The sequence below is a fragment of the Nocardioides sp. genome, assembly GCF_035703625.1.
Taxonomy (GTDB): domain Bacteria; phylum Actinomycetota; class Actinomycetes; order Propionibacteriales; family Nocardioidaceae; genus Nocardioides.
This window is the reverse complement of record NZ_DASSXS010000336.1, coordinates 1-6,391: the sequence shown is the minus strand read 5'-3', so window position 1 is coordinate 6,391 and position 6,391 is coordinate 1. Positions and strand designations below refer to the sequence as shown.

At 69.9% G+C, this 6,391-nt stretch carries 8 protein-coding genes; 5 read left to right on the top strand and 3 right to left on the bottom strand.

Going from position 1 to position 6,391, the window contains the following annotated elements:
* On the top strand, window positions 1-534 hold a 534-nt coding region (locus VFN12_RS17550), incomplete at its 5' end, for a hypothetical protein (protein WP_325120093.1).
* On the opposite strand, the gene trpD is transcribed toward VFN12_RS17550, so the two are convergent.
* The 3 genes from trpD to VFN12_RS17535 are packed head-to-tail and all read right to left on the bottom strand — an operon-like array spanning window position 531 to window position 2,964.
* Window positions 531-1,559 (bottom strand): anthranilate phosphoribosyltransferase, encoded by a 1,029-nt coding sequence (gene trpD, locus VFN12_RS17545; protein WP_414690066.1) that lies wholly within the window; start codon window positions 1,557-1,559, stop codon window positions 531-533. The two genes, VFN12_RS17550 and trpD, sit on opposite strands and share 4 nt — an antisense overlap.
* A 5-nt stretch (window positions 1,560-1,564) precedes the next feature.
* A complete protein-coding gene (locus tag VFN12_RS17540; protein ID WP_325120092.1) occupies window positions 1,565-1,984 on the bottom strand; it encodes a hypothetical protein in 420 nt (139 codons plus the stop codon).
* Window positions 1,985-2,034: 50 nt separating this feature from the next.
* Window positions 2,035-2,964 carry a cytochrome c oxidase assembly protein gene (locus VFN12_RS17535; protein WP_325120091.1) on the bottom strand — a complete coding sequence of 310 codons (930 nt, stop codon included), beginning with the start codon at window positions 2,962-2,964 and terminating at the stop codon, window positions 2,035-2,037.
* A gap of 65 nt (window positions 2,965-3,029) precedes the next feature.
* Between VFN12_RS17535 and VFN12_RS17530 the strand changes: the two genes are divergently transcribed.
* The 4 genes from VFN12_RS17530 to VFN12_RS17515 all read left to right on the top strand — a co-directional run.
* Window positions 3,030-3,677 carry a heme-copper oxidase subunit III gene (locus VFN12_RS17530; protein ID WP_325120089.1) on the top strand — a complete coding sequence of 216 codons (648 nt, stop codon included), beginning with the start codon at window positions 3,030-3,032 and terminating at the stop codon, window positions 3,675-3,677.
* 31 nt (window positions 3,678-3,708) lie between these two features.
* Window positions 3,709-4,605, top strand: a complete 897-nt coding sequence (locus tag VFN12_RS17525; RefSeq protein WP_414690065.1) for a c-type cytochrome — start codon at window positions 3,709-3,711, stop codon at window positions 4,603-4,605.
* Window positions 4,602-5,690 (top strand): ubiquinol-cytochrome c reductase iron-sulfur subunit, encoded by a 1,089-nt coding sequence (locus VFN12_RS17520; protein ID WP_325120088.1) that lies wholly within the window; start codon window positions 4,602-4,604, stop codon window positions 5,688-5,690. The genes VFN12_RS17525 and VFN12_RS17520 overlap by 4 nt, the downstream gene beginning before the upstream one ends.
* A partial coding sequence (locus tag VFN12_RS17515) for a cytochrome b (RefSeq protein ID WP_325120087.1) occupies window positions 5,687-6,391 on the top strand: 705 nt, incomplete at its 3' end. The genes VFN12_RS17520 and VFN12_RS17515, both read left to right, overlap by 4 nt.

Here is a 6,391-nt window from a genome sequence, read left to right as displayed (position 1 = left end):
CTGCTCAACCTGGCCGCGTCCTTGAGCCTGGTGCTGTTCAACGCCCTGGTCGGTGTCTGGCCGATGGTCGGGATGAACCTCGCCACCTCGTCGATCAACCTGTGGTTCATCGCCAGGATGCTGCGGGAGCGCCACGACGAGGCCGCCTTCGTGGTGCTGCAGGTCGGACCGACCGACGCCTACCTCCACCACTTCCTGGAGGTCCATCAGGCCGACATCCTCCGCCACCAGCCGGGCTTCGTCTCCGAGGACCTGCACGACGGGGACCTCGCCTTCCAGGTGGAAAAGGGCGACGAGACCGTCGGCGTCGTACTCATCCGGCGGGACGGCGACATCGCCCGGGTGCTGCTCGACTACGTGACGCCGCGGTTCCGGGACTTCTCCCCCGGCGAGTTCGTCTGGAGGCGTGCCTCCCGGCTGCGCGACCGCGGGTTCCGCAAGGTGCTCACCCCGCCCGGAATGGTCGGGCCCTACTACGACCGGCTCGGCCACGGCTTCCGCCGCGAGGGCGAGTCGTTCGTCCTGAACCTCTAGGAGGCCGAGGCCGCGACCCAGCGATCCAGCGTGGCCCGCGCGGCCCCGGAGTCGATGGCCTCGCGTGCCTTGTCGAGCCCGGCCGCGAGCGCCTCGTCGACGGGGGCACCCGGGGTGTCGTTGACCGCCAGCGCCGCCGCCGCGTTCAGCAGTACGGCGTCGCGCACCGCACCCTGCTCGCCGTCGAGGGTGCGCCGCACCACCTCGGCGTTGTGGGCGGTGTCGCCGCCGCGCAGCGCCTCCGCGGACGCCACCGGCAGCCCGTGGGCCAGCGGGTCGACGGTCACCTCGGTCACGCTCCCGTCGTGGACCGTCCACACCGACGACGTGGTGGTGGTGGTGAGCTCGTCGAGGCCGTCGTCGCCCCGGAACACCCACGCGTCGACCCCTCGTGCGGCGAAGACGCCCGCCATCACCGGTGCCATCCGGCGATCGGCACAGCCCACGGCCTGGGCCCCGGGCCGGACCGGGTTGGCGAGGGGGCCGAGGAAGTTGAAGATCGTGCCGATCCCGAGCTCGCGGCGAGGGACCGCGGTGTGCCTCATCGCCGGGTTGAAGGCCGCGGCGAAGCAGAAGGTGATGCCGGCCTGCTCGGCCAGGTCGGCCACCCGGTCCACGGGCAGGTCGAGGCGGATGCCGAGGGCCTCCAGAACGTCGGCACTGCCCGACAGGGACGACGCCGACCGGTTGCCGTGCTTGACCACCTTGGCGCCGGCGCCGGCGGCCACGATCGCCGCCATCGTGGAGATGTTGACCGACATCGAACCGTCCATGCCGGTCCCGACCACGTCGAGGAGCCGGCCCGGGATCGAGATCCGGGTCCGGGCGGCATACAGCGCCTCGGCGAGCCCGGTGACCTCCTCGACCGACTCGCCCTTGGCGCGCAGCCCGACCGCGAAGCCGGCGATCTGGGCGGGCGTCGCCTCACCGGCGAGGACCTCGCCCATCGCCCAGTTGGCCTGGGTCGCGGTGAGGTCCTGGCGGGCCACCAGGGCAGAGAGGACCTCGGGCCAGGTGGGGGTCACGGAGATCAGGCGGGGACGCGTGAGCGGAGCAGCGAGATCACGGACTCGGCCAGCTGGACCGGGTCGAGGGGGTGGGGGCACGCGGCCTCCGCGCGGGACCAGGTGGCGAGCCAGGCGTCCTGCGGCCGTCCGGTCAGCACCAGCACCGGCGGGCAGTCGTAGATCTCGTCCTTGAGCTGCTTGGCGATCCCCAGGCCCCCGGCGGGGACGGCCTCACCGTCGAGGATGGCCAGGTCGATGTGTCCGGCGTCCATGTTGGCCAGCACGACCGGCTCGGTCGCCACCTCGACGTACTCCAGCTCCGGCAGGTCGGGGTGCGGGCGGCTGCCGAGCGCCAGCATGACCTGTTGACGCGTGTTGACGTCGTCGCTGTAGACGAGCACCCGCAACGGCGCCGTCCTGGTGGTGGAGTCCGAGTGGTTCACGCTTGTGATGTTACCGGCCGGCAACCCGATCGACGCGTTGCGGTGCGAAATCACACACCCGCGTCACCGTTGGGCCGTTGCCTCGTTTCGAGCAGGTCCAGCCGCCGGTCCTCACGCGCCGCCTCCCGCATCGAGGAGCGCACCCACTGCACGAACAGGACCACGAAGAACACGAGTCCCACGAGGTCACCGGCGCCCCAGAGGATGCCGCCGGCGACGTGCTGGTCCTCGAGGGGGTCGGGCAACCAGACCCCCATCGGCCCCTGGTGCAGCGAGGGGTACCAGTCTCCGCCGAGCAGCGCGGTCTGGCCCATGATGGTGACGCCGAGGAAGGCGTGGAACGGCAGGGTCAGGACGACCAGCAGGACCCGGAACGGGTACCCCACCCGCCCGGGAACCGGGTCGATGCCCACGAGTGGCCAGAAGAAGAGGGACCCCACCAGGACGAGGTGGAGATGCATCATCTCGTGGACGTAGGCGGAGCTCAGCGAGGCGTCGTACCAGCCGGTGAAGTAGAGGGCCCACGGTGAGAGGACGTACAGCGCGAACGTCAGCGGCGGGAACGACAGCACCCGTGCCACCCGCGAGTGCAGGCCGACCAGCAGCCAGCGCCGCGGTCGGGCAGGAAGGGTGCGCAGGGCCAGCGTGATCGGTGCACCCAGCGCCAGCGCGAGCGGCACCAGCATCGAGAGCACCATGTGCTGGACCATGTGGACGCTCAGCAGCGTCGTGTCGTAGGCCGCGAGGCCGGACGACGTGGCGAAGAGGAACAGGCCCATCCCGACGACCACGAATGAGAGCGTGCGGCCGACGGGCCAGTGGTCACCCCGCCGTCGCAGCACGAGTACGCCGACGACGTAGAGCCCCGCGATCCAGACCGTCAGGACGAACGGGACCGGCTCCAGAGAGGTCTCCGTGAACACCCGTCCGAGGGTGAACTCCGGGAGTGTCGGAACTCCCCCGGACGACGTTGCCAGCACCCTTCGAACAATAGGACCCCGGAAGTCAGGGGGTCGCGATGCCCGGGGTCCGAGCTACCGACATAATGGCCCTCGTGGCGACAGCAACTGCGATCCCGGCCTCCCGACTCCACGGGCACCACGACCGGCCCAGCATGGTCAGCGTGGGGACGATCATCTGGCTCTCCAGCGAGCTGATGTTCTTTGCGGCGCTGTTCGCGTCGTACTTCACGATCCGGGCCGTCAGCCCCGAGCTGTGGGCCCAGAACACCGCCCTGCTCAACATCCCGTTCGCGTCGGTGAACACCACCATCCTCGTGCTCTCCTCGCTGACCTGCCAGCTCGGCGTGTTCGCGGCCGAGCGCGGGCAGGTGGGACGCACCGGGTCTGTCCTGAAGGTGTCCGGCTGGGGCCTGCGGGAGTGGTTCATCCTCACCTACGTCATGGGGGCGATCTTCATCGCCGGCCAGGCCACCGAGTACGCCGCGCTGGTCCAGGAGGGCGTGACCATCCAGGACTCCGCCTACGGGACGATGTTCTACCTCACCACCGGCTTCCACGGCCTCCACGTCACCGGCGGCCTGATCGCCTTCCTGTTCGTCCTCGGACGCACCTACATCGCCCGCAAGTTCACCCACGAGCAGGCCGTCAGCGCGATCGTCGTGTCCTACTACTGGCACTTCGTCGACGTCGTCTGGATCGGTCTGTTCGCCACGATCTACCTCATCAAGTGACCCAGCCGACCGGAACCCCCAAGGAATCGATGTGCGTCTCCTGAACCGCCCAGTCAACGGTTGGGTCAACGGCTGGGCCGGTCGGCTCTCGCGGCACCGCCGTGGTCCGGTGGCCGGCGTCGTCCTGCTGCTGCTCGGCCTCGTGCTCTCGGGGAGCCTGTACTCCCTGCTCTCACCCGCACAGGCGCAGGAGCAGAGGTCCGACGAGGAGCTGGTGGCCGAGGGTCGCGAGCTCTTCCTGGTCGGCTGCTCCTTCTGCCACGGGCAGAACGGCGAGGGCGTGTTGGCCAACGACGGCCAGTCCCAGCTCGGTCCCCCGCTGGTCGGGGTCGGGGCCGCGGCCGTCGACTTCCAGGTCGGCACCGGACGCATGCCCATGGCACAGCCCGGCGCCCAGGCGGCTCGCAAGCCGCCCGTCTACACCCAGGACGAGATCGACGCCCTGGCGGCGTACGTCGCCTCGCTCGGCCCGGGCCCCGCGGTCCCCGACGAGTCCGACTACAGCGTCGAGGGACTCTCCGAGGAGGAGCGGGAGGCCGCGATCGTGCGCGGCGGCCAGATCTTCCTCACCAACTGCACGGCGTGCCACAACTTCGCCGGGTCCGGCGGCGCGATGCCGCAGGGCGGCTACGCCCCGAAGATCCGCGGCGTCGAGCCGCACTACGTCTACGAGGCCATGCTCACCGGTCCCCAGAACATGCCCGTCTTCTCCAACGGCAACCTCCCACCCGACGCCAAGCGCGACGTGATCGCCTACCTGGAGTCGCTCGAGGAGACCCCCGAGTACGGCGGCTTCGGCATGGGCGGGATCGGCCCGGTGAGTGAAGGCATGTTCGCGTGGGTGCTGGGCATCGGCTCGTGTGTCGGCGCGGCCATCTGGATCGCCGCCCACACCACCCGCTCGAAGAAGGACAAGGTGGAGGCATGAACGACCAGCAGGACAACCTGCCCGCCGAGCGGTCGACCCACGAGGTCGAGGCGGACCCGATCGCCAACCCCGGCCTGCCGGCGCACACCTGGCGGCCGACCGACGTGGACCCCCGGGCCGAGAAGCGGGCCGAGCGCCAGGTCTCGCTCCTCTTCGGGCTGTCGGCCATCTGCACGCTCGGGTTCATCGTCGCCTACTTCGCCCTCGGCATCGGGGAGGGCGGCGACACCGTCCTGGGGCTCGGCGCCTCGACCGTCGCCCTCGGGCTCTTCATGAGCGGCGCGTTCCTGTTCATCGGCATCGGCGTGATCCAGTGGGCGCGCAAGCTCATGTCCGACCACGAGATCACCGAGCAGCGCCACGGCGCGGCCTCGCCTCCCGAGGACCGCCAGGAGACCCTGGCTGCCCTCTCGGCCGGCCTCGAGGACTCCGGAATCGGCCGTCGTCCCCTCGTCCGCAACTCCCTGCTCGGCGCGGTGGCCCTGCTGGGTCTGCCGGCCGTCGTGCTGCTGCGCGACCTCGGCCCCACCCCCGGCCAGGTCGCCGACAGCGGCGAGCCGGGTGCCGGCCTCGACAACACCATCTGGACCCGAGGGATGCGCGTGGCCCGGGACGTCATCGGCACCCCCGTGCGCCCCAGCGACATGGAGCTCGGCGACCTGATCAATGCCGAGCCCGAGGCCATCTTCGAGACCGACGAGAACGGCGAGCCGCTGATCGAGGGCGCCGAGCTCCAGGTCGTGAAGTCCAAGGCCGCGGTGATCCTGGTCCGCATGGAGCCCGACGAGATCATCCCCGGCCCCGGACGGGAGAACTGGTCGGTCGACGGGATCGTCTGCTACTCCAAGATCTGCACGCACGTGGGCTGCCCGATCTCCCTGTACGAGCGCACCACCCACCACCTGCTCTGCCCCTGCCACCAGTCGACGTTCGACCTCAGCGACGCCGGAAAGGTCATCTTCGGCCCCGCCGCTCGGGCCCTTCCGCAGCTGCCCATCATGGTCGACGACGAGGGGTATCTTGTGGCTAGGAGCGGATTCACCGAACCTGTCGGCCCGAGCTTCTGGGAGCGTGACTCGGAGTGAGCATCGACACCGGCCGTTTCGTGCGGAGCAACCGCACCCAGGCCGCCACCGCCAGCAAGCCGTCGCGGGTCGGCGGGGTCGCGACCTGGGCCGACGAGCGGCTCGGCCTGGGCACCGCGATGAAGAAGAACCTGCGCAAGGTCTTCCCCGACCACTGGTCCTTCATGCTGGGCGAGGTCGCCCTGTGGAGCTTCGTGGTGCTGCTGCTCTCGGGCGTCTTCCTGACGTTCTGGTACGTCCCGAGCATGGGCGAGGTCCACTACGAGGGCTCCTACGACCCGCTGCGCGGTGTCGAGATGTCGGAGGCCTACTCCTCCACCCTGAAGCTGTCCTTCGACGTCCGCGGCGGCCTGCTCATGCGGCAGATGCACCACTGGGCGGCGATGCTCTTCATCGCGGCGATGATGATCCACCTGCTGCGGGTCTTCTTCACCGGCGCGCACCGCAAGCCCCGTGAGCTCAACTGGGTGATCGGATGCCTGCTGCTCCTCCTCGGGACGCTGGAGGGGTTCACCGGCTACTCGCTGCCCGACGACCTGCTCTCGGGCACCGGTGTCCGGGCCGCTGACGGCTTCGTGAAGTCGATGCCGGTGGTCGGCACCTACATGTCGTTCTTCCTCTTCGGGGGCGAGTTCCCGGGTGACTCGATCATCCCGCGCCTGTTCACCATCCACGTGCTCCTGATCCCGGGGCTGCTGCTC

Excerpts from the sequence above, each read along its gene's own strand:
- VFN12_RS17530 (WP_325120089.1), top strand. The coding sequence starts at position 3,030 with ATGGCCCTCGTGGCGACAGCAACTGCGATCCCGGCCTCCCGACTCCAC.
- VFN12_RS17520 (WP_325120088.1), top strand. The coding sequence starts at position 4,602 with ATGAACGACCAGCAGGACAACCTGCCCGCCGAGCGGTCGACCCACGAG.